At 30.5% G+C, this 25,176-nt stretch carries 26 protein-coding genes and 3 tRNA genes; 16 read left to right on the forward strand and 13 right to left on the reverse strand.

Annotation, left to right across the window (positions count from 1 at the left end; translation table 11 throughout):
* The first annotated feature begins 327 nt into the window (after nt 1–327).
* Nucleotides 328–2,355, forward strand: a complete 2,028-nt coding sequence (locus DUT90_RS11380; protein ID WP_114427308.1) for a thioredoxin family protein — start codon at nt 328–330, stop codon at nt 2,353–2,355.
* A 1-nt stretch (nt 2,356) separates the two neighbouring features.
* Here DUT90_RS11380 and DUT90_RS11385 read toward each other — a convergent pair whose 3' ends face one another.
* The 3 genes from DUT90_RS11385 to DUT90_RS11395 form a co-directional block, all read right to left on the reverse strand.
* Complete coding sequence (locus tag DUT90_RS11385; protein ID WP_114427309.1) at nt 2,357–2,839, reverse strand: ABC transporter ATPase; 483 nt, start codon at nt 2,837–2,839, stop codon at nt 2,357–2,359.
* A 91-nt stretch (nt 2,840–2,930) separates the two neighbouring features.
* A complete protein-coding gene (locus DUT90_RS11390; RefSeq protein WP_114427310.1) occupies nt 2,931–3,542 on the reverse strand; it encodes a thioredoxin family protein in 612 nt (203 codons plus the stop codon).
* Between the two features lie 99 nt (nt 3,543–3,641).
* Nucleotides 3,642–4,604 (reverse strand): NAD-dependent epimerase/dehydratase family protein, encoded by a 963-nt coding sequence (locus DUT90_RS11395; RefSeq protein ID WP_114427311.1) that lies wholly within the window; start codon nt 4,602–4,604, stop codon nt 3,642–3,644.
* A 183-nt stretch (nt 4,605–4,787) separates the two neighbouring features.
* Between DUT90_RS11395 and DUT90_RS11400 the strand changes: the two genes are divergently transcribed.
* Nucleotides 4,788–5,387, forward strand: coding sequence for a hypothetical protein (locus tag DUT90_RS11400; protein WP_147266215.1), 600 nt, complete (start codon nt 4,788–4,790; stop codon nt 5,385–5,387).
* Between the two features lie 9 nt (nt 5,388–5,396).
* The gene (locus DUT90_RS11405) at nt 5,397–5,918 is read left to right on the forward strand and encodes a nuclear transport factor 2 family protein (RefSeq protein ID WP_114427313.1); all 522 of its coding nucleotides are present in this window, start codon (nt 5,397–5,399) and stop codon (nt 5,916–5,918) included.
* Between the two features lie 9 nt (nt 5,919–5,927).
* On the opposite strand, the gene DUT90_RS11410 is transcribed toward DUT90_RS11405, so the two are convergent.
* The 5 genes from DUT90_RS11410 to DUT90_RS11430 form a co-directional block, all read right to left on the reverse strand.
* Nucleotides 5,928–6,401: a regulatory protein RecX gene (locus DUT90_RS11410; RefSeq protein ID WP_258848551.1), complete on the reverse strand. Its 474-nt coding sequence runs from the start codon at nt 6,399–6,401 to the stop codon at nt 5,928–5,930.
* Between the two features lie 76 nt (nt 6,402–6,477).
* A complete protein-coding gene (locus DUT90_RS11415; protein WP_114427315.1) occupies nt 6,478–9,984 on the reverse strand; it encodes an efflux RND transporter permease subunit in 3,507 nt (1,168 codons plus the stop codon).
* Nucleotides 9,985–10,089: 105 nt separating this feature from the next.
* Nucleotides 10,090–11,256, reverse strand: a complete 1,167-nt coding sequence (locus DUT90_RS11420) for an efflux RND transporter periplasmic adaptor subunit (RefSeq protein ID WP_114427316.1) — start codon at nt 11,254–11,256, stop codon at nt 10,090–10,092.
* 10 nt (nt 11,257–11,266) lie between these two features.
* The gene (locus tag DUT90_RS11425) at nt 11,267–12,589 is read right to left on the reverse strand and encodes a TolC family protein (RefSeq protein ID WP_114427317.1); all 1,323 of its coding nucleotides are present in this window, start codon (nt 12,587–12,589) and stop codon (nt 11,267–11,269) included.
* A complete protein-coding gene (locus DUT90_RS11430; protein WP_114427318.1) occupies nt 12,590–13,186 on the reverse strand; it encodes a TetR/AcrR family transcriptional regulator in 597 nt (198 codons plus the stop codon).
* A gap of 127 nt (nt 13,187–13,313) precedes the next feature.
* On the opposite strand from DUT90_RS11430, the gene DUT90_RS11435 reads away from it, so the two are divergent.
* From DUT90_RS11435 to DUT90_RS11445, 3 genes are all read left to right on the forward strand, one after another.
* Nucleotides 13,314–14,285 carry a polyprenyl synthetase family protein gene (locus DUT90_RS11435; protein ID WP_114427669.1) on the forward strand — a complete coding sequence of 324 codons (972 nt, stop codon included), beginning with the start codon at nt 13,314–13,316 and terminating at the stop codon, nt 14,283–14,285.
* 98 nt (nt 14,286–14,383) lie between these two features.
* Nucleotides 14,384–14,457, forward strand: a tRNA-Ile gene (locus DUT90_RS11440).
* Nucleotides 14,458–14,758: 301 nt separating this feature from the next.
* A complete protein-coding gene (locus DUT90_RS11445; RefSeq protein WP_114427319.1) occupies nt 14,759–14,941 on the forward strand; it encodes a PID-CTERM protein-sorting domain-containing protein in 183 nt (60 codons plus the stop codon).
* Here the strand turns inward: DUT90_RS11445 and DUT90_RS11450 are convergent.
* A complete protein-coding gene (locus DUT90_RS11450) occupies nt 14,931–15,515 on the reverse strand; it encodes a riboflavin synthase (RefSeq protein ID WP_114427320.1) in 585 nt (194 codons plus the stop codon). The two genes, DUT90_RS11445 and DUT90_RS11450, sit on opposite strands and share 11 nt — an antisense overlap.
* A 58-nt stretch (nt 15,516–15,573) precedes the next feature.
* Here DUT90_RS11450 and pdxA point away from each other — a divergent pair, with 58 nt between their 5' ends.
* From pdxA to DUT90_RS11500, 10 genes are all read left to right on the forward strand, one after another.
* Nucleotides 15,574–16,608, forward strand: coding sequence for a 4-hydroxythreonine-4-phosphate dehydrogenase PdxA (gene pdxA / locus DUT90_RS11455; protein ID WP_114427321.1), 1,035 nt, complete (start codon nt 15,574–15,576; stop codon nt 16,606–16,608).
* Nucleotides 16,609–16,680: 72 nt separating this feature from the next.
* Nucleotides 16,681–17,217, forward strand: coding sequence for a DUF177 domain-containing protein (locus DUT90_RS11460; RefSeq protein ID WP_114427322.1), 537 nt, complete (start codon nt 16,681–16,683; stop codon nt 17,215–17,217).
* Between the two features lies 1 nt (nt 17,218).
* Nucleotides 17,219–17,413 (forward strand): 50S ribosomal protein L32, encoded by a 195-nt coding sequence (gene rpmF, locus DUT90_RS11465; RefSeq protein ID WP_114427323.1) that lies wholly within the window; start codon nt 17,219–17,221, stop codon nt 17,411–17,413.
* Nucleotides 17,414–17,565: 152 nt separating this feature from the next.
* Nucleotides 17,566–18,561, forward strand: a complete 996-nt coding sequence (locus DUT90_RS11470; protein ID WP_114427324.1) for a beta-ketoacyl-ACP synthase III — start codon at nt 17,566–17,568, stop codon at nt 18,559–18,561.
* Nucleotides 18,562–18,588: 27 nt separating this feature from the next.
* On the forward strand, nt 18,589–19,071 hold the full coding sequence (gene accB / locus DUT90_RS11475; RefSeq protein ID WP_114427325.1) for an acetyl-CoA carboxylase biotin carboxyl carrier protein: 483 nt from the start codon (nt 18,589–18,591) through the stop codon (nt 19,069–19,071).
* An 82-nt stretch (nt 19,072–19,153) separates the two neighbouring features.
* Nucleotides 19,154–20,494 carry an acetyl-CoA carboxylase biotin carboxylase subunit gene (gene accC, locus DUT90_RS11480; RefSeq protein ID WP_114427326.1) on the forward strand — a complete coding sequence of 447 codons (1,341 nt, stop codon included), beginning with the start codon at nt 19,154–19,156 and terminating at the stop codon, nt 20,492–20,494.
* 88 nt (nt 20,495–20,582) lie between these two features.
* Nucleotides 20,583–21,032: an Lrp/AsnC family transcriptional regulator gene (locus DUT90_RS11485; protein ID WP_114427327.1), complete on the forward strand. Its 450-nt coding sequence runs from the start codon at nt 20,583–20,585 to the stop codon at nt 21,030–21,032.
* A gap of 122 nt (nt 21,033–21,154) precedes the next feature.
* A complete protein-coding gene (locus tag DUT90_RS11490; protein WP_114427328.1) occupies nt 21,155–21,562 on the forward strand; it encodes a response regulator in 408 nt (135 codons plus the stop codon).
* Nucleotides 21,563–21,583: 21 nt separating this feature from the next.
* The gene (locus tag DUT90_RS11495; protein ID WP_258848552.1) at nt 21,584–21,895 is read left to right on the forward strand and encodes an Hpt domain-containing protein; all 312 of its coding nucleotides are present in this window, start codon (nt 21,584–21,586) and stop codon (nt 21,893–21,895) included.
* 20 nt (nt 21,896–21,915) lie between these two features.
* Nucleotides 21,916–22,617, forward strand: a complete 702-nt coding sequence (locus DUT90_RS11500; RefSeq protein ID WP_114427330.1) for a LytTR family DNA-binding domain-containing protein — start codon at nt 21,916–21,918, stop codon at nt 22,615–22,617.
* Nucleotides 22,618–22,888: 271 nt separating this feature from the next.
* Here the strand turns inward: DUT90_RS11500 and DUT90_RS11505 are convergent.
* From DUT90_RS11505 to fbp, 4 genes are all read right to left on the reverse strand, one after another.
* A tRNA-Leu gene (locus tag DUT90_RS11505) sits at nt 22,889–22,974 on the reverse strand.
* 21 nt (nt 22,975–22,995) lie between these two features.
* Nucleotides 22,996–23,067 (reverse strand) — tRNA-Gly (locus DUT90_RS11510).
* A 265-nt stretch (nt 23,068–23,332) separates the two neighbouring features.
* Nucleotides 23,333–23,941, reverse strand: coding sequence for a superoxide dismutase (locus DUT90_RS11515; RefSeq protein ID WP_114427331.1), 609 nt, complete (start codon nt 23,939–23,941; stop codon nt 23,333–23,335).
* A gap of 108 nt (nt 23,942–24,049) precedes the next feature.
* Nucleotides 24,050–25,060 carry a class 1 fructose-bisphosphatase gene (gene fbp, locus DUT90_RS11520; protein WP_114427332.1) on the reverse strand — a complete coding sequence of 337 codons (1,011 nt, stop codon included), beginning with the start codon at nt 25,058–25,060 and terminating at the stop codon, nt 24,050–24,052.
* Nucleotides 25,061–25,176 lie beyond the last annotated feature (116 nt).

Here is a 25,176-nt window from a genome sequence, read left to right on the forward strand (position 1 = left end):
AAATACTTAATTTTTTAAAAAAATAATACAGTAAGTTATATTTTATTATTTAAAGTAAAACTAATATTTTGTTAAATAGCAAAGATTTAATAGCAATTCGCAATATTTTATACCAAAAATAATGTTTTTTTTAATTTCTTATACATTTTTTAGTGTTTTGTTCAAATAAAAAAAATCAAATCTACAGTTTATAGAAAAAAATCTACTATTTTTAAAAACAAAGAAAGTATATGTTAAACTTTTTCTGAAAAAAATAATTACCTTTAAGTAGTCAAATATTTGTTCGACTGAATAAAGAGCTTAGCACTTTTTAACTAGATTTATTTTATGAAAAATTTTATAACTACACTACTTTTCTTGTTTAGTATTGTTGCATTCTCTCAAATTGAAGATCCCATACGTTGGTCTACTTCTGTAGAAAAAGTGTCTGATAGTGAATATGTATTGATATCAGTTGCAGATCTAGAAGAAAAATGGCATTTATACTCTCAAAATGTACCCGAATTTGGACCAATACCAACTTCTTTTAGTTATGATAATCTTGAAAATAAAATTGTTTTAAAAGGAAAAACGATAGAAAGTAAAGGAAAAACAGTAGATGACCCTGTTTTTGGAATGAAGATTACGTATTTTGAAAATCAAGCTATATTTAAACAAAGAGTAAAAATAAATCAAGCAATTAATACCATTAATGGCACTGTTGAATATATGGTTTGTGATGATGAAAAATGCTTAGCTCCAACCGAGGTAACTTTGGTTTTTAAGCTAAATGCATCTGCAATACAAAAAGACAAAACTAAGGTTAAAATTAGTATTGATGATGAACTTGTAAATAATCAGTTGTATGGTTTAAGTACCAAAGATATTTCATTTTCACAAGAAATATGTACTGATGGTTTGGACAATTTAACTTCAGAAATTAAGGAAGAAGGAAAATCTCTTTGGAATATTTTTGCTCTCGGTTTTTTGGGTGGTTTGTTGGCTTTGTTAACTCCTTGTGTTTTTCCTATGATTCCGCTCACAGTTAGTTTTTTTACCAAAAAAAATGGTCAAAATGCTAAAGGCGGAGTTTCTAAAGCGCTTTTATATGGCTTTTTTATAGTTTTAGTTTATATTTTATTAAGTGTACCATTTCATCTTTTAGATTCTGTAAATCCAGATATTTTAAATGAGATTTCCACAAATATTTGGCTCAACATTGTCTTCTTTGCCATTTTTGTATTTTTTGCATTTTCTTTCTTTGGCTTTTATGAACTTACACTTCCTTCTAGTTGGATGTCTAAAACCACGCAAGCAGAAAACGTTGGTGGTTTTGTAGGAATATTTTTTATGGCATTAACTTTAGCTATAGTTTCTTTTTCTTGTACGGGTCCCATTTTAGGCTCTTTATTGGCAGGGTCTTTAACTGCAGATGGCGGTGCGTGGCAACTTACAGCAGGTATGGTTGGTTTTGGGGTTTCTCTTGGTTTGCCTTTTGCTCTTTTTGCAATGTTTCCTAATATGCTTAATGCACTACCAAAATCTGGTGGTTGGTTAAATACAACCAAAGTAATTTTGGGCTTTTTAGAGCTGGCATTAGCGTTTAAGTTTTTATCTAATGCAGATTTAGTAGCACATTGGAATCTCTTAAAAATAGAGCCTTTTTTAGGTCTGTGGATCTTAATTTTTGCAGGTTTAGCTTTGTACCTTTTTGGAAAAATTAAATTTCCACATGATGCTCCTATACAAAAACTTTCTTTTTTAAGAATTTCAGGTGCAATTTTGGTGGCTTCTTTTGTAGTGTATTTGGCTTCTGGTTTTAGAGTTAACAAAGAAACAAACACTTTTACTCCGTTAACATTATTAAGTGGTTTAGCGCCTCCTGTTGGATATAGCTTTTTATATCCTAATGATTGCCCTAATAATTTAGATTGTTTTAAAGATTTAAAAACAGGAATAGATTATGCTAAAAAGGTAAAAAAACCCATTTTATTAGACTTTACAGGATATGCTTGTGTAAACTGTAGAAAGATGGAAGAGCATGTTTGGCCTAGTCAAAAAATAGACAAGTATTTAAGAAACGATTATGTTTTAATTTCTTTGTACGTAGATGACAAAAAAACACTACCAAAGGAAGAACAACTTATGGTAAATCGTGTTAACGGGGGTACACGAAAGTTAGAGAATTACGGACATAAATGGGCAAATTTTCAAACGCAGTTTTTTCAAACAAATTCTCAGCCTTATTATGTACTTTTAAATTCTGACGGTACTAAAATATTAAATAAAGCTGTTGGCTATACTCCTAATGAAAATGATTATGCAACATTTTTAGAATGTGGTTTAGAAGTATTTAAAAATAGCACTAACAAGTAGATTATAAAAAGCGCTGGTACCAACTATCTTCAATAGAAATTTCCCAAAAGTTGTCAAAATCATGTTTTATGGTTAGTAAATTGTCAAAAATTATGGTTTTGGCAGTAACAGCTTTATTTTTTAAAAGTTTTTTAAAATCTTTTAATTCTTTGTATTGTACAAATTGCCCTTGTTTAAAACAAACATTCATCTTATCTAAAAGCGTTATACCATAAAATTCTTGTAATGCTATAATAAAAGATACAGATTTATCTACGTCAGCATTAGATAAAGTAGATTGGCTATCATCAGCAGCAAAAACAATAAATCTGTTGTATAGCAATTGGTATGATGCCTTAAAATTTTCATCTTCAATTTTCCAAGAATTCATGAAAGACTTTATTTTGCTTTCAAGCTCTTCAATTTCAGAAGCGTAAAATTTACGACTAGAAGGATAAATCCATACTTTGGCATCATCAGGTAATAAAGTATATTCTACAAACATTTTTACTAAAAATATGACGCAAAGATATAAAAACAAAAACCGTAATCTTAAAGATAAGATTACGGTTTATAGTATTTATTATAAACTTAATTTAAACTTCTTTTGGAGCTAATTTAGTAGCAATTCTTTTAAAATCGTTTTGTACATCTAAGCCTTTGTCTTTGTTATACCAAACTTGTAAATCTTGCTTAAATTCTGGGTCTAAACTTCCATGCTTTTCTTTGTAGTCTTGTACCATTTGCGTTGCTGTAGTTGGTCTTGGTCCCCAAGTATCAATTACGTTAAGATCTTTATCTAGCGCTATTAATTTAGGGATGGATTTTCCTCCATTAGTTAAAAACAACTCCATCAATTCTTCATTATCATCTCTTAGTACTAATTGTAAACTAATGTTATCATTAAGATCTGCAATTTTACTAATTACAGGTATGTTTTGGGCAGCATCACCACACCAACCTTCTGTTAAAACCAACCAAGTTTGTTCTTGGTTTACAGATTTAATAGTTTCTATAGTATCTTCTGAAATTGTAATGGTTTTGTCTAACCTTTTCATTCTTCGGTCATTTAGCATACTGTAGTTTGTTAATGCTTCAGATTGATGATGACCTGTAGATTTTCCTTCAGCTAATAGATTTTTAACTAACTCTCTATATTCTTGATAACTGTATGTGTTTTCTAGACTTTTTGCTATGATTTCTTTCATCTTTTTATAGTTTGATTGTAAAGTTACCTTTTAACTTAATAATTAGCAACCAATAGTGTATGTTAATGGTACAGTATAAGACGAACAAAATTAAAAACCTTACAATTTTAATGTAGAACGTTGTTCTTTTAAGTTTGTAAGAATATCTTTTGTCATAGAAGAAAGATCAAATTGATGCTGCCAGTTCCAGTCTTCTCTGGCTTTACTATCACTTATAGATTGTGGCCAACTATCAGCAATTTTTTGCCTGAAGTCTGGTTTGTACAAAATTTCAAACTCAGGAATATGTTTTTTTATTTCTAGAGCAATCTCTTTAGGTGTAAAACTTATTGCAGATAAATTATAGGCTGTTCTTTCTTTAATTTTATGAGATGCTGTTTGCATTAATTGTATGGTTGCATTCACCGCGTCATCCATATACATCATAGGTAAACGTGTGTTTTCAGATAAAAAACAGGTATACTTACTTTCTTCTAAAGCGCTAAAATAGATGTCTACTGCATAATCTGTTGTGCCACCTCCTGGTTTAGATTTCCATGATATAATACCAGGATATCGCAAACTTCTTACATCTACACCGTATTTGTCATGGTAATAATTACACCAAAACTCTCCAGCAAGTTTACTTATTCCATAAACTGTAGAAGGTTCCATAACAGATTTTTGAGGCGTATTTTGTTTAGGTGTTGTTGGTCCAAAAACGGCAATAGAACTAGGCCAATAAATTTGTTTAATGTGTTTTTCTTTAGCTAAATCTAACACTGCTAAAAGAGAATTTATATTTAAATTCCATGCTTTTTGAGGGTGCTGTTCTGCTGTGGCAGATAACATAGCAGCTAATAAATATACTTGTGTAACTTTATATTTTTGTACAATTTGTAAAATTTGATTTTTATCGGTAGCATTTATCAATTCAAAAGGTCCAGAATTCATCATGTCTGCATTCCCTTCTCTAATGTCAGAAGCAATAACCCTCTCATTACCATATATTTTTCTTAGGCTTTGGGTAAGTTCATTACCAATTTGTCCGCTAGCACCTAGAATTAATAATACATCTTTCATAAAAAACAGATTATAGATTAATCATCAACAAAGGTAAATGATTTTTATATTCATAAAAAAATGCTATTAAAATAAATATTTGTTAAAAAAATGTAAATAATAGCTCTTTTGTTAGCGTTTTATTAATTTTAGTAGTGCTGTAGTTAAAATGTTTATTTTTACAGAAATTAATTTTTTGATATTTTGAAATATTCTATTTTCCTATTTTTCGGATTGATTTTGTTTTCTTGTTCAGATAAACAGAAAGTAACTGATACCACTAAAATTGTAGAGAAACCAACATTTAGTACTCCTAAAAAACATACATCTTTAGTGCAAGTAAATCCAGACGTTACAGAAGTGGTTGAAAGTTGGGAAGAGTTAAAAGCTGTAAACTCTTTTGTTAAGAAATTTGAAAATGTATCTCCAAGAGAAGCACTTACAAATGCATTAGAGTTGAGAGATTTGGTTAAAAGTTTAAAAGATAGCCTAATGCCAAAAATTCTAGATCATCCGTCTTTTTATGCAAGAGTTAATGTATTGCATAATGAAACCTTACGATTGTCAGACTTAACACGCATACCAGCAATAACAGCAGATGATATTAGTTTACAAATTAATAAAACAATAGCAGCAACTAATGCTGTTAATTCTAAAATTACAACAGTTTTAAAACAAAAACGTTTTGAAGAAGAAGTAGAAGTAGATTTGGATAGAATTGGGATAGATAGTATAAAAATAAATGATATTACAAAAAATTCTATTCAAAAAGAATTAGAAAGAGATAAAGAAGGGGCGTCTTAAATACTAATTATGAAAAATATAATATTCTTTTTATTCACTTTTATTGTGTTTGCAAGTTGTAAGAAAAACGTAGAAGTATTACCTGTTAAAACTCATCTTGAAATAAAAGAAAACGTAAATAGTGTTTTAAACAATTGGCATAAAGCAGCTTCTGAAGCCAATTATAAAATTTATTTTGATGCAATGGATAGTGTTTCTGTGTTTATAGGGACTGATGCTTCAGAAAATTGGACTAAAGAACAATTTGAGAATTTTAGTAAACCTCATTTTGATAAAGGAAAAGCATGGGATTTTAAAGTTTTAGAACGTAATGTTTATGTAAATGACTCTAAAGATTTTGTTTGGTTTGACGAATTATTAGACACTTGGATGGGAACGTGTAGAGGTTCTGGGGTCTTAGTAAAAATTGACAAAAACTGGAAAATTAAACATTACGTACTTTCGGTAACGATACCTAATGATGATATAACGCCAGTCATAAATATTAAACGTGAAAAAGATTCTGTTTTTCTAAGTCAGTATAAGAAATAATTTAAATGGTTAAGATGTAACCTCATTAACTACTTTGTAAATTAATTCTGTTTCAAAACCCTTACGCATTAAAAAATCGATAAGTTTTTTCTTTCTTTTGTAACCATCAGATTCAGAAAGTACCTCATTTCTATTTTCTGTAATTCTGTAAATAGAGGCGATATATTCCTGCTCATCAATTTCTTTCAAAGCAGTTTTTATATTGTAAGCAGAAATATCTCTAAATTTTAATTCTATAATAATACGTTGTTTTCCCCAGTTTTTTATTCTAAACTTTCCTCTAGCAAAACTTTTAGCAAAACGTTCTTCATTTAAAAAGTTGTCTTGTATTAAACTTAGCAAAATCATTTCTTTAGCCTCAGGAATCAGATTAAAATCTCGCATTTTTTGTGCTACTTCTTTATGGCATCTATCTTGGTAAACGCAATATTGTTCTAGCTTTCGCTTGATCTCATCAACAGTAAAAGAAGGTTTTTTTATCATCACTTCGAAAATACAAAAAGGATTGAAATTTGCTGGCTTTCAATCCTTTTTTAAATCAATATTTGTTTGGGCAACGTTATCCTATTTTTTGAATTTGTTTGTCTATTTCTGATGATTTTGAGCTATCATCGCCATTAATCCACATCTTAAATTGAGTAATTAAAAAGAATAAAATAGGGACCACAATTAAAGTTAAAAATGTGGCCACTAAAAGTCCATAAATTACTGTCCAAGCTAAGGGTCCCCAAAAAATTACATTATCTCCTCCAAAATAAATCTTAGCATCAAACTCACTAAATAAAGTAAAGAAGTTGATATTTAAGCCAATTGCTAGCGGAATTAGTCCTAAAATGGTAGTAATTGCTGTTAACAATACAGGACGTAAACGTGCTTTACCTGCTTTAACTACATTTTCAAAAAGATATTCTTTTGGTAAATACGCACCATTATCTAAGTTTAAATCTTCTTTTTTTCTATCGATTAATAACTGGGTATAATCCAGTAATACAACTCCGTTATTTACTACTATTCCTGCTAAGGAAATAATACCCATCATGGTCATCATAATTACAAAAGAACTTCCAGTAATCACAATTCCACCAAATACCCCTATAAAACTCAAGAAAATTGCAATCATGATAATTCCTGGTTTAGAAATTGAGTTGAACTGGAAGATTAAAATAAAGAAAATTAATGCCAAACCTTTAAAGAAAGCACCCACCAAGAAGCTTTGTTGTTTGTTTTGCTCTTCTATTTGACCTGTATAATCTATATTGATGTTTTCTGGTTTATCAGCAAAATTTTTCATTTCTTCTTTAATCTGATTTACCACAGCAGCAGCATCCACGTAACCAGGAGCCAATTGAGAATATACTGTTACAACACGTTTAGTGTCTCTATGTTTTATGGCGCTAAAACCAGAACTGTTAGACTGTGTTGCTATTGCAGAAATAGGAATTGCTTTGACTTGACCCGTATTGTCTCTAAAGGTAATTTTCTGATTAAATAAGGCACTTTTATTATATCTTATAGCCTCGTTAAAACGGATGTTGATGTCATAATCATCACCATCTTCTTTATAAATACCAGCTTTTGCACCAAAAATAGCATTTCTTAATTGCTGACCTACTTGACCTGTAGCCACTCCTAATTCTCCTGCTTTTTTACGATCTACCACTACTTTCATAGATGGTTTGTCTTTATTTACATCAATCTTCAATTCATCAACACCAGGTACGTTTCTAGAGTTTACATAAGCCCGCATTTTTTCTGCGGTTGCAATTAATTCTTCATAATCATTACCTTCTAACTCAATATTAATAGGAGCGCCTGTTGGGGGACCGTTTGCATCTTTTTCAACAGAAATTAACACACCAGGATAGATTCCTGTTAAGGCTTCTTGTACTTTTTGGCGCAACTTTTCACTATCTAAACCATTTCTGTATTTATACTGGCGCATAGATGCTGTAATTTTACCTTTATGCGGCATTTCTGCAGCAGAACCTCCATCTGTTTGTGGGTTTCCTGCACCTTCACCGACTTGAGAAACAGCACTTTCTACCATAAAGTTCTCTCCTTTTTCATCAATATACATGTTGTCATTCAAGATGCCGTATACCCTTTGCTCTATTTCTTTAGTAATTGTATTGGTTACGTTAATATCTGTTCCTTGCGGATATTCTATATAAACAATAACCTGATTGGGTTTGTTGTCTGGAAAGAATTCAATTTTTGTTCTTTGAGAGGCCACAGATGCTCCAAAGCCTCCAAAAGCAGCAAATAAAAGAACAAATGTACCAATGGTTATTGCAATTGGTTTCCATCCCTTTAAGGCACCTTTTAGTACTTTTTCATACGCGTTTTCTAACCAAACCAATGTATTCTTTTGAAAGTAATTAGCGGCTTTTCTTAAAACTAGCCTGTAAACCCACAACATAATTGCAGTAAATACCATTACAGAACCTAAGCCTCTGTATTGACCACCAACCACTAAAATTACGATACCAAATAAAGCTACAATTGCAGAAATGGTTATGATTCTTTTTAGCGGCATATCTTTATCTTCTGTCGTCATAAATTGTGATACTAAAACAGAGTTAAAGAAAATAGCTACGACTAATGATGAACCTAAAACTACAGATAAAGTAATAGGGAAATAAATCATAAACTGACCAAAAAGCCCAGGCCACAAGCCTAAAGGAACAAAGGCAGCCACAGTTGTTACAGTAGAGATGATAATAGGAAACGCAATTTCTCCAATTCCTTTTTTAGCAGCTTCTACTCTAGACAAGCCTTCTTCATCCATCAAACGATACACGTTTTCTACTACCACAATTCCGTTATCAACTAACATCCCTAATCCCATAATCAATCCAAAGAGAATCATGGTGTTTAAGGTATACCCCATTGCGCCTAGAATCATTAACGACATGAACATAGACATGGGTATAGCAAACCCTACAAACAATGCATTTTTAAACCCTAAAAAGAACATTAAAACAGTTACAACTAAGATGATTCCGAAGATGATGTTGTTTACCAAATCATCTACTTGACCAATGGTTTTATCAGATAAATCGTTAGTTATGGTAACCGCTAAGTTTTTCGGAAAATATTCTTCTTTGGCTTTTTTTACAATGACCTTAATTTCATCTGCAGCAGCCACCATATTTTTACCTGCACGTTTTTTAACGTCTAGCATTACTACTTGTTTTCCTTCTTTTCTAGCAAAGGTAGTTTTGTCTTTTTCTCTAAAGCTAACAGTAGCAACGTCTTTAAGATAAATAGAATTTCCTTTATCAGTTTTTATTACAAAATCTTCTAAATCTGATGGTTTTTCAATTTCGCCTAAAATTCTAATGGTTCTTCTTTGTCCGCTTGCAATCAAATTACCAGCAGAAGAGGTAACGTTTCCATTTTGGATAGCGCCCACAATATCGTTAAAACTTACTTGCATTGCCATCATCTTATAGATGTCTACCGCAATTTCTACTTCTTTGTCTTGAACACCTCTTAAATCTGCTTTTTTTACTTCTTTTAAATCTTCTATTTTATCTTGTAAATATTCAGCAAACTCTTTTAGCTTTTGCAAAGGATAATCACCAGATATGTTAATGTTTAAAAACGGAATTTCTTCAGACATACTCAAATCAAATGCATTTGGGTCTACTTTAGCTCCGTTAAACGTTGGCCAATCTTCTGAAGCTTTTTCGGTGTCTAATTTGTCTTTAACCCGTTGTTTGGCAACTTCTACATCCATATCATCATCAAATTCTACAATAATCATAGAATAATCTTGCTGAGATGTAGAGGTAATTTCTACCACACCACTTAATCCTTTCAATTGGTCTTCAAGCGGGTCTGTTATTAGTTTTTCTATATCTTCTGCAGTATTTCCTGGATATAAAGTGCTAATGTATATTTTGGTTTCCTTAATTTCAGGAAAATCTTCACGTGGCATGTTAAAATATGCAGAAATACCCAAAATTAGAATCAAGAAAATAGAAACATACATCGTGGTTTTGTTGGAAATTGCCCACGAGGATAGTTTAAATTCTTTATCAGTTTTTTTATTTTTAATCATTAGTCTGTATTTTTTTGATTGTTATGTTAATGAGTTTTTGAAACAATTTTTCATCCTTCAAAATCACACAAATAGACCATGTGATTTTGTATTAAGAATAATAAACTACTCACTAATTTTAACTTCTTGACCATCTTTAACGGTTCTTGCACCAGCTTCAATCAATTGATCGCCAACAGAAACACCTGCTAAAACTTCTATAATGTCTCCTTGTGTTTTACCAGTTTTAACAACTGTTTGTTTTGCTACGCCAATAGAATTTTTAATGTTTTCTACGACGTAAACATATTGTTCTCCTTTTGCATTTTCTGAGATAATACTTTGCGGAATCAAAATGGCGTCAGAACTTGTATAATCGTTAATTTTTAACTTAGCAGTTAAGTTGGGTTTTATGCTTCTATCTTGGTTAGGTATGCCAATTTCTACTTTAAATGTTCTGTTAGCAGGATTGATAAAATTACCTGTTTGACGTACTTGAGTATTAATGGTTTTTCCTAAAACAGGAAACTGAATAGCCACAGCTTTACCTTTTGAAATGGCATTAATATAGGTTTCAGGAACATCTGCTTCTATGTACATATTGCCAAGATTTACAATTCTGAAAATTTCAGAACCAGGACCAGGAGCAACAATGTTTCCTTGGTTTTTAATAATTTCATCTATAATACCAGAAAAAGGAGCTCTTATAGTAGCTTTTGCCAATTGTTTTTTTAACTGTGCTAAAGTGCTTTTTTGAGCTTCATAATTTGTTTTGGTTTGCAGAAACTGAATTTCTGATCCAATTTTTTGTTCCCATAATCTTTTTTGACGCTCGTACGTTGTTTTTGCCAACGCAGTTGTAGCTTCAAGTTGAGCAACTTGTTGTGCCATTCCGCCATCATCAATTTTAGCTAAAATCTGTCCTTTTTTTACTTTTTGCCCTTCAGTTACAAAAACGCGTTCTAATGTTCCTGGCATTTCTGGGTAAATCAAAACATTTTGTTTTGTTTTTACATTTCCTTGTAATTCTAAATAATGGGTAAAGACCTCATTTTTTACTTTTAAAGTGGTTATTAATGGAACTCTTTTAAGTGTATCTAACTTTTCAATTTCTGTATTAAGCTGTTTAACTTTTTCAGAAATCTCAGAAATTTTAGCATCTAATTCAGACTTTTTTTGTCTAATTTCTTTTAAATCTTTACTAGCTATAATATCCTCTAAAGATTTTTCCTTTTTATCTCCACAACCGATAAAAAATAAGGTGATGAATACTATTGAATATATTGTTCTCATTTTTGTTTGATTATTTAATTGGTAGGTTTAATGCATTTTCCAAAGCCGCTTTTTTTGCAATGACACTTAGCATAGATTGAATGTAGTTTTGCTGCTGTGTGTATAATTGATTTTGTGCTTGTAACAAATCGAAACTTGTAGAAATTCCTTCAAAAAATTTAATTCTTTGTTTCTTTTCTATACGTTCTGCTAAAGCAACATTTCGTTTGGCTGTATTGTAATTGTCTATACTAGATTGGTAATCGCTCTTCGATTTTTCGGCTTGTAATGCTAAACGTTGTTTGGTTTCTTCTAATCGTAAATCTGCGGTTTCTAGCGCAATTTTTGCTTGTGTGGTTTTAGCGATTCTTCCTAAGCTTGAGAATATCGGTACATTTAGACTTACACCAAGAACTGATGTGTTTATCCATTGTTGACTGTTATCAAAAAAAGTAAATGTTTCCGAATTGGCTATATAATTATAATTCACAAAAGCAGATAAAGTTGGTAATGCTTTACTTTGTTCCAACCTCATAAGCAAACGTTTGGATTCTCTATCATTTTCAGCAATTTTAAAATCGATATGGTTTGAGTGGTTAAAATCAGTTGAAACTAAATTTAAATTTATATTATTTACAGCAAGTGAATCTAAAGAATCCGTTAAAATCAATTTAGTATTTATTGGATTACCCAATGCTAAATTTAACATTTGATAACCAATTGCTTTCATTCTAATAACACTATTTAACTGACTTTTTAAGTTGCCTAACGTAATTTCTAATTGCTCTACATCTTCCTCTTCATTTAAACCATTTTCATATATTTTTTTGGCATCGTTATAGTTTTTTTGAAGAATTTTAATGTTTCCTTCTAATATTTTGATGCTATTTTCTGTCACTAAAACATTGCCGTAAGCATTAATTACAGCTTCTCTTGTTAGTAGTTCTGTTTTTTCTTTGGCTTGTTCTGATATCTTTAAAAATGTTTTTGAAGCTTGTAAACCTACCAAATATGATCCATCAAAAATGAGTTGTCTTAAAGTTAAACCAGCATTAGCTGAATGTCTAGCATTAAAATCAATAATTCCATCTTGGTCGAAATCTACTCCTGGGAATTGTCTTTTTAAAGCATTTTGATAATCTATCTTTCCGTCTATTTGAGGTAGACCAATAGTAGTAGTTTCCCAAACTTTTTCTTTAGCAGAAGAAATGTCGTTTTTTGCTGCTTTTGCATTGTAACTATTTTCTAAAGCATAATTTATGGCTTCTTTTAGAGATAATTTTAATGTTTTTTCTTGTGCTGTTACAGACACAGATACAAGGAAAAAACAAAAAGGGTAAAGATATTTGTTCATTTATATTTGGTTATTTTTTAGTTGTTTTTCTAATTCTAAAACGCCTTTTTCTGTAGCTATGGCTCTTGTATGGTACGCTAAAACTTCTTGCTCTAATTTTGGTATTTTATAATTTTCAACGGTATTTTCATGTATGCTAAAAACCAGTGAAAAATAAAATTTAGTAACCAATTCTATATTTACATCTTTTCTGTAATAGCCTTCCTCTATCCCTTTTTTCATATTCTTTTGCAAACACTCAGAAAATAATAATCTTTCTTTTTGCATTATTTTTTCATGAACTTTCGGGTAATATTTTTTAAGTTGATAAACGGGTGAAGAAGAAGCATTTTGAAACATTTCTTTAAACATTTTTTTAATTTCAAAATTTTCTTCAATAGGATTAAATCCTTGTTTTGTAATGTTTTGAATTTCTAAAAAACATGATTGATGTAATAATGTAGTTGTGGTTGCTACCAAATCATGTTTATTGCCAAAATATTTATATAAGGTTTTTTTAGATATACTTAATTCTTTAGCAATATCATCCATAGTAACACTCTTAAATCCTAAGTTTAAGAACATTTCGCTTGCTTTTGCTATAATTTTATCTTCCATAATGATACTACAAAAGTACAAATGGAAACTATAGAAACAAAAAAAGTTTCCTAAGTTTTAAAGATTTTTTAACATTTCTATAAAAAAGAAAAAATTGTTTACATTATTTTTACAAAAAATTACAGATTTGGATATTACACACTATCATAAGGACTTTATAGACTACTTAGAATCGAAAAAATGGGTTTTTGAACCTAAAAACTTATACGAGCCAATTGAGTATATTATTAAATTGGGAGGAAAAAGAATACGGCCTATTTTAACACTAATTGGTGCAGATATCTTTTCTAATGAGTATCATAAAGCAATGCCTGCAGCATTGGCTATAGAAGTTTTTCATAATTTTACATTAATTCATGATGATATTATGGATGATGCGCCTTTAAGAAGAGGTAAGCAAACTGTACATGAAAAATGGGATATAAATACGGGTATTCTTTCTGGGGATGCAATGCTTATTCTGGCATATCAATATTTTGAAAATTATGAGCCAAATGTTTTTCAAAAATTGGCAAAATTATTTAGTAAAACAGCATTAGAAGTATGTGATGGCCAACAGTTAGATGTCGATTTTGAAACAAGAAACGATGTAACTATTGATGAATATATCAACATGATTCGTTTAAAAACATCTGTTTTAGTAGGAGCTGCTCTAAAAATGGGAGCCATTGTAGCAGAAACATCTGATGAAAATGCAAATTTAATTTATGATTTTGGTTTAAATTTAGGTTTAGCGTTTCAATTACAAGATGATTTTTTAGACACATTTGGTAATCCTGAAACTTTTGGAAAACAAGTGGGAGGAGATATTATAGAAAATAAAAAGACCTTTTTATATCTAAAAGCCTTAGAGGTTGCAAATGAAGATGACAGGCAAAAGTTAAGGTATTACTACAATCAAAAATTAGAAGACAATTCAGTAAAAATTCCGGAGGTCACAAGAATTCTTGAGCAAAATGATATTCCGCTTTTAGTTAAAAATAAAATTCAATTTTATACAGAAAAAGCTTTTGATACTTTAGCTTCAATGGAGATTTCGAATAAAAATAAAGAAGGGTTAAAAAAGTTTGGTCTTTGGTTAATGAATAGATCTGTGTAATTATTGTTACTTTTTATTTGCAAATAATTTAAAATAAATAGTACATTTGCAGCCACAATATTGAATTTAGAAGTTTATTAAAACAATAAATCAATAAAGGTCCTATAGCTCAGTTGGTTAGAGCACCTGACTCATAATCAGGTGGTCCATGGTTCGAGTCCATGTGGGACCACAAAGCCTTGATAATTTTAAATTATCAAGGCTTTTTTAGTTTTAGCTACTATCTCAAATAAGAAAATTAAATTTTATAATTATACATTATGATTTTTAGAGATTTGGTTTTTATTGAGTCTTAAAAATGTATATACAGTAATTTTTTTAAAATTATTTTGATGTTAACTCATTTCTTCTATATTTGTTACAGACAATTTTTTTTTTGAAAATTAGTCTTTTGTATATTTTGATTGTTTTTGATATAATAATCATATATTTGCAAAAATAAATTTCAAGATTTTAATCTGGGGGGATATAAAATGAAGAAAAAATATTACACAACGTTAATACTAACGTTTTTATTAGTAGCGGCTTTTAATGCACAAGTAGTGCCACCGCCTGTACCACCACCACCACCACCAGGATTACCTGTAGATGGAGGTTTAGTGTTTTTAGCATTGTCTGGAGTTATTTACGGTTTTCGTAAGAATTTTAAAGCTTAGTTATTCTACTAACGTACTTTCCGATTACATCAAATTCTAAATTAACAGTATCACCAACTTTAATGCTTTTAAAAGTGGTGTTTTCTAGTGTATATGGTATAATAGCAACACTAAACTCATCAACTTTAGAATTAACTACAGTTAAGCTTACGCCATTAACGGTTATAGACCCTTTTTCTATAGTTATATTTTGTAATGAAGTATCGTAGTTAAAGGTAAAAACAGTGCTCCCGTTTTGTTCTAATATATGAGTACATTTTGCAGTTTGATCTACATGACCTTGCACTATATGACCATCAAGTCTGTCACCAAGTTTCATACCTCTTTCAAGATTAACAATATTAGAGATAGATAAATTACCGATATTGGTTTTATCTAAAGTTTCTTTTATGGCAGTAACGGTGTATTCATCATTTTTGATATCAACAACAGTTAGGCAAACCCCATTATGAGCTACACTTTGATCAATTTTTAACTCATTTGTAAAATCACTTTTTAAAGTTAAATGAACATTATCTTGCTCCTTTTCAATGTTAATAATTGTTCCAAGTGTTTCTATAATTCCGGTAAACATATCAGTAAATTTTAGTTACTTTTGTACACGTAAAAATAGCAATAATAGAAGAGTTACTATGAATAAATCTGATAAAATTATAGTTGGTATTTCCATAGGAGATTTGAATGGAATCGGTGTTGAAGTTATTCTAAAAACTTTTCAAGATAAGAGAATGCTAGAGTTTTGTACGCCTGTTATTTTTGGGAGTACTAAGGTTGTAACCCAGCACAAAAAAGCTTTAAATTTAGAAGTTCCTGTTCATGGTATTACATCTCTACAGCAACTAAATCATAATAAAATAAATATTTTAAATATTTGGAAAGAAGATGTTGCTGTAGAATTAGGTAAAGCAACAAAAGAATCTGGCTTATATGCTGCCAAATCTTTAGAAACTTCTTTATTAAGTCTTAAAGAAAAAAACGTAGATGTACTATTAACTGCACCTATAAATAAAGAAACCATTCAATCAGAAGATTTTAACTTTCCTGGGCATACAGAATATTTGAATGCGAATTTAGAAGGAGATAGTCTAATGATTTTGATGACAGATAAATTAAGAATAGGTTTGATAACAGGACACATTCCAATAGCCAAAGTAGCAGAAACAATTACCCCAGAGTTGATAAAATCTAAAGTAGCAATTATGCATACCTCTTTGGTTGAAGACTTTGGTATTGTTAAACCTAAGATAGCAGTTCTTTCTTTAAATCCGCATTGCGGTGATAAAGGAGTTATCGGAAAAGAAGATGATGAGATTATTCAACCTACGGTTGATGAAATTCAAAAATCAGGAAAATTGGTTTTTGGCCCTTATGCAGCTGACGGCTTTTTTGGTTCAGAAACCTACCAACAATTTGATGGTGTCTTGGCTACCTATCATGACCAAGGTTTAGCCCCATTTAAGGCATTATCTTTTGGTAACGGAGTTAATTATACCGCAGGTTTAAGCGAAATCAGAACATCTCCAGACCACGGAACAGGTTTTGATATTGCAGGAAAAAACAAGGCCAACCCATCTTCTTTTACAGAAGCTTTATTTGCTGCAATACAGATTTTTAAAACAAGAAAAGAGTATAAAGAATTGTCCAAATCTCCTTTAGGTGTTAAGTAATAATTCTTTTGTTAGAAAAGATTGTAAAATAATATTTTTTTATATCTTTGCACGCTCAATTGATGTTTGGTAATGAAAGACTTAAAACAATTCAACATACAGTTTGTAGGATTAAAAGAAGGAAATCATTTTTTTGAATATAAAATTGACAATACGTTCTTTGAAGCTTTTAATTTTGATGAATTTGAAAGTTCATCTATTAAAGTAACATTAGATTTTGTAAAAAAGAGTACATTATTTGAGTTGAAATTTTCAGCAGAAGGTTATGTAGAAGTTCCTTGTGATGTAACTAGCGAATTATTTCATCAAGAAATTCAATCTGATTTGCCTTTAGTGGTAAAGTTTGGTCCAGAATTTAATGACGATAATGAGGAAATTTTAATTTTACCCCATGAAGCTTATGAACTTAATGTAGCACAATTTATTTACGAAATGATTGTATTAGCGATTCCTAATAAGAGAGTACATCCAAAAGTATTAGATGGTACTATGGAATCTGAAGCGCTAAAAAAGTTGAAAGAATTAGAAATAAAAGAAGAAAACACAGCAGGAGAAATAGATCCTAGGTGGGATAAATTAAAGAATTTAATAACAGAAAAAAAGACATAAAATGGCACATCCTAAAAGAAAAATTTCGAAAACTAGAAGAGATAAAAGGAGAACACATTATAAAGCATCTGCTCAACAAATTGCAACAGACCCAACAACTGGTGAAGCACATTTATATCATAGAGCACATTGGCACGAAGGTAAACTATATTATAGAGGTCAAGTTGTGTTAGAGTCTGCTATAGCAGAAGCATAAAACAGTAAAAAACTCTTAAAAAACCCTCACTTTTGAGGGTTTTTTTGCGTTTTTTAGTTAAAATTGCCTTTTTTGGGCAAATTTTCCACTTTATAGTGAAATAATTTTCACTACTTTTGATTATTCTAAGTTTTAGAAATTAAATAACGATTATGACTAAAATCACTGCAGCAATTACAGCAGTTGGCAAATACGTTCCTGATTACGTATTAACAAATAAAGAATTAGAAACTTTTGTAGATACAAATGATGAATGGATTACTACAAGAACAGGAATTAAAGAAAGAAGAATTTTAAAAGGTGAAGGTTTAGGTACTTCTTATATGGCTATAAAAGCTGCAGAAGAATTATTACAAAAATCAAACACAAATCCATCAGAAGTAGACTTAGTAATAGTAGCTACTGCAACTCCAGACTTATTTGTAGCATCAACAGCAGCATATGTAGCTTCAGAAATTGGCGCAGTAAATGCTTTTGGATATGACCTACAAGCTGCATGTTCTAGTTTTTTATACGGCATGTCTACAGCAGTTAGTTACATAGAATCTGGTAGATATAAAAAAGTATTATTAATAGGCGCAGATAAAATGTCGTCTATCATAGATTATTCAGACAGAGCTACTTGTATTATTTTTGGTGATGGGGCAGGAGCTGCTCTTTTTGAACCAAACCTTGAAGGTTTAGGCTTGCAAGATGAATATTTAAGAAGCGATGGTGTAGGAAGAGATTTTCTAAGAATTGAAGCAGGAGGTTCTATGATGCCAACAACAGCAGAAACTGTTAAGCAAAAAAAGCATTTTGTATATCAAGAAGGTAGAACTGTTTTTAAATATGCAGTTTCTAATATGGCAGACGTAGCAGAAAAAATGTTGACAAGAAATAATTTAAAAGAAGAAGACATACAGTGGTTGGTAGCGCATCAAGCTAATAAGAGAATTATTGAAGCAACTGCAAATAGAGTAGGCGTTTCACCAGAAAAAGTAATGATGAATATCCATAAATATGGAAACACTACATCAGCAACCTTACCACTTTTATTAGCAGATTACGAAAATCAATTAAAGAAAGGAGATAATTTAATTTTTGCTGCATTTGGTGGTGGTTTCACATGGGGAGCTGCATATTTAAAATGGGCATACAATTCATAAATTCAATAACTAAACTATATAATAAGTATGGATATTAAAGAAATTCAAAATCTGATAAAATTTGTAGCAAAATCTGGCGCTAGCGAGGTAAAGTTAGAAATGGAAGATGTAAAACTTACTATTAGAACAGGTTCTGGTAAAACAGAAACAACTATTGTGCAAGCAGCACCAATGGCTAATATCCCTCAGCAGGTTGCACCAATAGCAGCACCACAGGCTCCAGTTGCAGAAACTACTGCACCAATAAAAGCAGAAAATGATGATGCTAAGTATGTAACTGTAAAATCACCAATTATTGGAACTTTTTATAGAAAACCAGCACCAGATAAACCAAATTTTGTAGAAGTTGGTTCTGAGATTAATACAGGAGATACTGTTTGTGTTATAGAAGCAATGAAATTGTTTAATGAGATAGAATCTGAAGTTTCTGGTAAAATTGTTAAAGTTTTGGTAGATGATTCTTCTCCAGTAGAATTTGACCAACCATTATTTTTAGTTGATCCTTCATAATAAAGAGTTTAGATTTTAGAGTTCAGATTTTAGATTTTCTAACTCATATAACTCAAAACTCATCATATTAAACTCTTAAATTATGTTTAAAAAGATATTAATTGCCAATAGAGGAGAAATAGCACTTCGTGTTATTAGAACTTGTAAAGAAATGGGTGTTAAAACTGTAGCAGTATATTCTACTGCAGATGCAGAAAGTTTACACGTAAGGTTTGCAGATGAAGCCGTTTGTATAGGACCTGCACCAAGTTCTGAATCTTATTTAAAAATGTCAAATATTATAGCAGCTGCAGAAATAACTAATGCAGATGCGATTCATCCAGGATACGGATTTTTATCAGAAAACGCTAAATTTTCTAAATTATGTGAAGAGCACAATATTAAATTTATTGGCGCAACTGGAGAAATGATAGACCAAATGGGCGATAAAGCCAATGCAAAATCTACTATGATTGCTGCAGGTGTACCATGTGTTCCTGGTTCAGAAGGTGTTATTTGTGATTTTGAAGAGTGCGAAAAATTGGCTATTGAAACAGGTTACCCTGTAATGTTAAAAGCTTCTGCAGGTGGTGGAGGTAAAGGAATGCGTGCTGTTTGGAAATCTGAAGATTTAAAAGAAGCCTGGGACTCTGCAAGACAAGAATCTAAAGCAGCTTTTGGAAATGATGATATGTACATGGAAAAACTTATTGAAGAGCCAAGACATATTGAAATTCAAATTGTTGGAGATTCTTTTGGTAAAGCTTGTCACTTATCAGAAAGAGACTGTTCAGTTCAAAGACGTCATCAAAAATTAACAGAAGAAACACCTTCTCCTTTTATGACAGATGATTTGAGAGAAAGAATGGGTAAAGCTGCAGTAAAAGCTGCTGAATATATTAAGTATGAAGGCGCAGGAACAGTAGAATTTTTGGTAGATAAACACAGAAATTTCTACTTTATGGAAATGAATACTCGTATTCAAGTTGAGCACCCAATCACAGAAGAAGTTGTAAACTATGATTTAATTAGAGAGCAAATTCTTGTAGCTGCAGGTGTACCTATTTCTGGAAAACACTATTACCCGCAAATGCACTCTATAGAATGTAGAATAAATGCAGAAGATCCACATAACAACTTTAGACCAGCTCCTGGAAAAATTACTACTTTTCACGCACCAGGAGGTCATGGAGTTAGAATTGATACCCATGTGTATGCAGGTTATATGATTCCGCCAAATTATGATTCTATGATTGCCAAATTAATTACAACTGCGCAAACTAGAGAAGAGGCAATTAACAAAATGAAAAGAGCATTAGATGAATTTGTTATAGAAGGAGTAAAAACTACAATTCCTTTCCATAGACAATTGATGGATCATCCAGATTATGTAGCAGGAAATTATACAACTAAATTTATGGAAGATTTTAAAATGAAATCATAAAATACAATTTAGTTTTAAATTCATATTAAAATAGAGAATACACTATGTATTCTCTATTTTTTTTATCTTTAGGGTATAAGAAATTAATATGAAAATAGACGGAATTGATAAGAAAATAATCAGAAGCTTAGTAAAAGATGCTAGAGTACCAATACTAACTATTGCAAGAGAGGTTGGTATTTCTGGTGCTGCTATTCATCAACGGTTAAGAAAGTTAGAAAAATCTAAACTTATAGAGGGGTACTCAATGAAACTTAACCCTGTAATAATAGGTTATCGTACACTTTCTTTTGTTGGTATTCATTTAGAACCATCAGCAATTTTATCATCTATCATAAAAAGATTAAAAGAAGTTCCTGAAGTGTTAGAAAGCCATTATACCACAGGGAATTACCCAATTTTTGTAAAAGTATTATGTAAAGATAATCAAGATTTAATGCGTGTTTTAGAAACTAAAATTCAACAGATAAATGGAATTTCTAAAATAGAAACTTTTATCTCTTTACAGCAACAAATTGATAGACAAATACATATTTAACGTAAAATTAAACCAAATTAATATGTCATTTACCGAGTTTTTTAAACAGCTAAACTAAGTTTTTATGCTAAGCTCTTTTTTTATCTCATTTTTACATTGTAAAATCATAATAAATAGCTTAAATGAAATCCCTCTCTATTTTACTTATTGATGACGATGCTATCGAAAGAATGAAGTTTAAGCAGGTATGCAAAAACAATAATTTTAAATGCCATATCATAGAGGCTGAAAATGGAAAAGTAGCACTACAGTGTTTGAATAGTAGAATAAATTTTTTTGATATCATTATTTCTGACCTACAAATGCCAAAAATGGATGGCTTAGAACTACTAAAAACGGTTAGGTTAAATGGTAACTATAAAAATATACCAATAATTATTATGTCTAATGCCCAAGACGATAGTCTTTTAAAAGAATGCTACAAATATGGAGTATCTGGTTATTTTACAAAACCATCTAGTTTTACCAAATATGAAAAAAAAGTAAAAGCTTTACTGGAATATTGGAAAAAAAACGAACTTATATCTTAAGATAATTTTATAAAAATGAATATGGAAATGCCTAACTTAAATTATATAAAAAAACTTTCTGATGGTGATGAAGCATTTGAAGAAAGTATTATTACTGTTTTAAAAAAAGAATTTCCTGAAGAGTTAGAGCTATTCAAAAAGAATTTTGAATTGAAAAACTATGAAGCAGCTGCAAATAATGTTCATAAAATAAAACATAAGATAAGTATTCTAGGGATGAAAAAAAGTTTGGAATACGCATCTGAATTTGAAAATGATTTGCGAAAAGGAGAAATACAACTATCTTCAGAATTTTTTAACATTCTTAACAAAATTCATGTATATTTAGGGTAATAAAATTACCTCTAATTACTATGAATTGTATTATAATAGATGATGATGCTACAGCCAGATTAATCATCAATAAATTATGCGCTAACACAAATCAAGTTTCTATTGTAGAAGAATTTGATGCTGCTATAGATGCTATAAAATATTTGAATTCTAAAGAGGTTGATTTAATTTTTTTAGACATTCATATGCCTTCATTTTCTGGATTTGACTTTATTAAAACCATAAAAAATTCTCCAAAAATAGTTTTAACAACTTCAGATAAAAATTTTGCATTAGAGGCTTTTGAATATGAAAGCGTAGTAGATTATTTAGTAAAGCCAATTACTAAAGAACGATTTGAAAAATCATTACAAAAAATTGCAAACTTAAAAGATTTAAAAGTTACTGAAACAAATACCTCTAAAAAGGAATCAGATTTTATCTATGTAAGTGTAGATAGAAGGTTGGTTAAAATTAACATACCAGATATTTATTTTGTAGAAGCTAAAGGAGATTACATTAGCATAAAAACAGAACAAAAAAATTATATAGTACATTCTACTTTAAAGAAAATTGAAGATAAACTACCATCTTCTTTATTCTTAAGAATACATCGCTCATTTATTATTAATATCTCTGAAATTGTCGATATAGAAGACAACAGTGTCTTAATTCAGAAAAGTGTTATTCCTATTAGCAGGTCTAATAAAGGTGAATTGATGAGAAGACTTAATCTTTTGTAGAGTCTTTGTCGATGTAATTTTACACTTTACCGATTTTAATGGTTAACTCATCGAATCTTCTAGTTTTAAGCTCTTATACAGTTGTATATTTGAGGTATAATTAAGGGGAATAATTAATTATAATAGTTTAGGTTAATTAAGTAACAATCATAAGTTGGGGGATTTATAGATTGAAACAAAAAGAGTTGATTTTATCAACTCTTTTTTGTGTTTTAAAAAAAGCAAGTTTATAAAACAAAAAAACCGTAACATTTATATGTTACGGTTTTTGTACTGAAGATGGGACTTGAACCCATACGAGCATTACTGCTCACTGGATTTTAAGTCCAGCGTGTCTACCAATTCCACCACTTCAGCATTGGTATTATATAGTAATAGAGCGAAAGACGGGATTTGAACCCGCGACCCTCACCTTGGCAAGGTGATGCTCTACCCCTGAGCTACTTTCGCAGTCGTTTTTTAAATGAACTTGTTGCTCTATGTTTGTTAAAATTAAGAGCGGTGCAAATATAATAAGTTTTGTTAGTTCAGCAAATACTTTTATCATTTTTTTTACTAGAAAAGTGCAATAAATAAAAGCTTTTTAGCATTCAAAGAAACACAAGTTGCTAAGCAGTTGATTTTTAATTTTCTATAAATTCTTAATATAAAAAAGCATCCTAGAAAGGATGCTTTTTTACTTTTGAAAAAGACAATTAAATGTCTTTTGCGTTGCTTATTTAGCTGCAGCGTATCTTTTTTCTACCTCGTTCCAGTTAATAACTTTAAAGAAAGCATCTATATAATCTGGTCTTCTGTTTTGGTAATTTAAGTAATAAGCGTGTTCCCAAACATCTAATCCTAATATTGGAGTTCCTCCGCAACCTACACCAGGCATTAATGGGTTGTCTTGATTTGGTGTAGAGCAAACTTCTATTTTACCACCTGGTAAAACACATAACCATGCCCACCCTGATCCAAATTGTGTTGCAGCGGCTTTAGAAAAAGCTTCAACAAAAGCTTCTTTAGAACCAAATGCAGCTTCAATAGCATCTTTTAATTCGCCTGATAAATATCCTTTGTCTTCAGGGTTTAAAATGGCCCAAAATAAAGAGTGGTTAAAAAATCCACCTCCATTATTTCTCACAGCACCATTGCTCATATCTAAATTTGTAAGAATATCTTCTATAGATTTACCTTCTAAGTCAGTACCTTCTATAGCACCGTTTAATTTAGTAGTATAACCATTGTGATGTTTTGTATGGTGAATTTCCATAGTTTTTGCATCTATATGTGGTTCTAAAGAATCGTAAGCGTATCCTAATTCTGGTAATTGAAAAGCCATTTTTTATTTTTTTATGTTAGTAATATATTGTTTATGTAAAATTAGAAAATATGAGACAGTTATACAAAATATTAAGCTTTTGTTAACTTATACAGTTATAAGGAGGATTTATTCTCCGTATTTTTGCATAAACTCCTCTAGTTTGTCTACCATTTTTTTACTTCCGCAAATAAATGGAACTCTCTGATGTAATTCCGTAGGTGTAACATCCATTGTTCTAGTATAACCATCAGAAGATTTTCCGTTAGCTTGTTCTGCTAAAAACGCCATAGGGTTGCATTCATACAATAAACGTAGTTTACCATTAGGGTTTCTAGATCCTTTAGGATACATATAAATTCCTCCTTTAATCATGTTTCTATGAAAATCAGAAACTAAAGAACCTATATATCTACTAGTATAAGGTCTGTTTCCTTCTTCTTCTTGGCAATATTTAATGTATTTTTTTACACCTACAGGAAAATCTTGATAGTTTCCTTCATTAACAGAATAAATAGATCCGTCTTCAGGAAATTCCATATTTGGATGCGATAGGTAAAAAGAACCAATTGCAGGGTTTAGTGTAAACCCATTAACGCCATCACCAGTGGTATATACGAGCATGGTAGAAGTTCCATAAACTACATAACCAGCAGCAACTTGTTCACTTCCTTTTTGTAAAAAATCTTCAAGTTGTACAGGAGTTCCTACAGGAGTTACACGTCTATATATAGAGAAAATGGTTCCTACAGAAACATTTACATCTATATTAGAAGAACCATCTAAAGGATCTATTAATACAACATATTTATTTTGGTGTTGTTCATCTATACTGTTAATAGTAATAAAACTATCTTCTTCTTCACTTGCTATTCCACAAACAATATTTCTTCTTGTTAAAGTTTGAATGAATTTGTCATTTGCGTAAACATCTAATTTTTGTTGATCTTCACCCTGAATGTTTGTGTCTCCAACTGCACCAATAATATCTACAAGACCTGCTTTATTAACTTCATGATTTACAACTTTTGCAGCTAGTCTAATAGAGTTTAGCAAGCTAGACAACTCTCCAGAGCTATATTTAAATGCATGTTGGTTTTCAATAATAAATTCTCCTAAAGTTTGTTTTTTTCCTGTCATATTACTTAATGAGTTGTTGGTTTCAACAAATATCTATTTTTTTTAAGAATCTACTATCCTTTTCTATCTGTTTTACAAAATATTCTTGTATTTTTTTTAAACAAATCAAAAATAAG

This window comes from Polaribacter sp. WD7 (genome assembly GCF_003335085.1).
In the GTDB taxonomy this organism is placed as follows: Bacteria; Bacteroidota; Bacteroidia; order Flavobacteriales; family Flavobacteriaceae; genus Polaribacter.